The sequence below is a fragment of the Cyanobacteriota bacterium genome, assembly GCA_025054735.1.
Classification (GTDB): domain Bacteria; phylum Cyanobacteriota; class Cyanobacteriia; order SKYG9; family SKYG9; genus SKYG9.
In genome coordinates this window covers 1-2,461 of sequence record JANWZG010000493.1, presented here as the reverse complement: position 1 = coordinate 2,461, position 2,461 = coordinate 1, and the positions used below count along the sequence as shown (strand labels likewise).

At 49.5% G+C, this 2,461-nt stretch carries 2 protein-coding genes; one reads left to right on the top strand and one right to left on the bottom strand.

What is annotated here, in order from left to right; genetic code table 11:
* On the bottom strand, positions 1 to 1,778 hold a 1,778-nt coding region (locus NZ772_17275), incomplete at its 3' end, for a hypothetical protein (GenBank protein MCS6815309.1).
* A 335-nt stretch (positions 1,779 to 2,113) separates the two neighbouring features.
* Here NZ772_17275 and NZ772_17270 point away from each other — a divergent pair.
* Positions 2,114 to 2,461 (top strand): Rrf2 family transcriptional regulator (locus tag NZ772_17270; GenBank protein MCS6815308.1); only part of this gene is annotated, 348 nt, incomplete at its 3' end.

Here is a 2,461-nt window from a genome sequence, read left to right as displayed (position 1 = left end):
CCCAAGACCGATCGAGTTTCGTAGTCAAAGAACCACTGCTTCACGCAAAGCTGGGCACCAGTATCTGGAATTGTGATCCGAATTGGAATTGACTTGCCTGCGATCCATTCACCCTCAGGCACATGCAGCACTGGTTCAGGGATAGGCTGGTCATCCGGTATTGTGAATGGAGGCGGCGACGATGAGGGTATACAGTTGCTGCGATCAGGTAGGCAGAAATCATCATCAACGACAATTTCTTGACTTAACCAAATATCTTCCACATCAGCTTGCTCACGAGATTGCTCACAGCAGTCAGGCTGATTGCCAGTACTCGCTGTCGCAGGTAGCTGGGCATCCGTAACCTGAGAGACATCCTCTGGGTTAACTGCTGGATCATGATCTGGGCACATAACCGGGGCTAGCCAGTTTGCCAACTCCACATCTCCGACCAAGTTGTGAAGCCTTGTCCAGAAGCGTTGATGTAGGTTTAAGCTACGAAACGCTGGTGCAACAGCATCTAACTCTGGCTCAGGCGTAATGGAATCCGACTCTGGCTTAGAAGATACTTCATCACTACTGTTGACATTCAGAGCTAGCGAGGGACGATCGTCTGTCACTCCATCATCTTCATCCAGATTTGCCAAGTTATCAATCATAGTCAGTAACTCATCCGACGCAGCCAATGGTTGGCCAGTATCCTGTTCTTGCGCACACTCCACATGAGTCACGGGCACAGACCGAGGAAATGTAGGCAGAGTTACCGACTGCCAAGCCTCAGACTTGGGCGAGGAGGGCTTCACAGTCGTCATTACCGGCTGACTGACTGGCTGGGGTTGATTGACTGCCTTGGAGGGATTCAGCATTGACACAAAGGTTAAGTCTAGCGGACGTTTGACCGTCTCTTCTGGTACTGATGGCTCCCTAGGCTCAGTTGATGAGCAATCTATCTCTTCCGTCGAGGGATTCTGCAACAGTGTCAGTAAGTCTTGCCAGTTCACCGTTACCACCAATGAGGCTGTTGCCAAGGGTTCAGCCGCGGGGTCATCATTTACAGCACGTAACGCTAGCTCTGCCAACAACACATGGGTAGTAACCTGATCAGGAATTAGTACTGGATACTGAAAAGGCACTCTTGTGACTGGCGCTAGGATAGCCGTATGTACTGGGCATTCCTGCTGCACCAAGGCGGTAGTTGTTTGTGGATCGTATAGAGTAATTTGCAGTCGTCCCTGCCACGATTGACCAATACCTGCTGGCTGAGCCTCTAGTTGAATATGACCCTCGACCAGCAGAGACTGACCCTTTGTGGCCATCAAGGCTTCAGATGTTACCTGCAACTGCACATCTAGGATGCACTTCTCTACGGAATTCTCTGGCAACACTCTCTGGTGATCACTACCAGTAGCCTTGGTTATAGCTGGTGTTGAGGGTTGCCAATCATCCCAACGGCCATGTTCATCAAAATCTTTGCTTAAGATGTGGAATTGGATGGTGTGACTTTGCAAGGCTGCTTTTGTATGCACTAAGCACCGGACAGTCAGGGTACCAATCGGCATCTTACTGTAGGGAAAGACCATCAGTAACCCCCTAGCATTCGTTTGACCAGCTCGTCGCTGAATTTTTGGTTGCGATCGCTCTGCATCCTCAACATAGACAATCTCAACGACAACAGGCGTATTTACATAACTTGTGCGGGCAGCCAGACGATAGCGACCTTCAGGAATTTCTCCTCCTGCTTCGATCGGCAACCAAGCACGATCGCCCTCACGTTGAATCAAGAATTGCCACATGCTCATGGATATTGAGTCTCTGATATACCGTCAATTATTTTTGGTTGACAGTTTAGCCCAGTCCTTCAAGTTTGGGACATTTTTCCAGAGTTTCTCCCTACCAAAGCAACATTGACTCACAGTCAACTATTCATAGACAACTAGTGCCACTCCATAAACTGTCACTACTTCACACCCGACTACCCCTCCGCACTCGTAAGTTAAGTAGTGTGAGGAGTGAATGAACAAGGAAATGCCCGAAGTCGAAACACGGTCAGACGTTCGGGCATTCTTTCTTAGAAATACCCCTTAACAAGGCAATGCTTGCCCTACCATGGTTTCCGGTAAGTCGCATCATTATCATGAAACTGACCACTAAAGGGCACTATAGCGTTAAGGCATTGCTCGACCTAAGCTTGCAACCTAATTACGGCCCTGCCTCTGTCAACGATATTGCACGCCGCCAAGGTTTACCCGCCCCCTACTTGGAAAAGTTGTTAATTGACCTCAGACGGTCAGGATTAGTTCGTTCCGTGCGTGGTGCACGCGGCGGTTATCAGTTATCGCATCCACCCCATCAAATTTTTCTAGGTCAAATTTTGGAAGCTGTCGGCGAAACGATCGACCCTCTACCTCAACATGTGCCCGATGCTACACAGGCAGAGGACTGGGTGACCCACAGTGTTTGGCACCAACTGCACCGCAAGTTA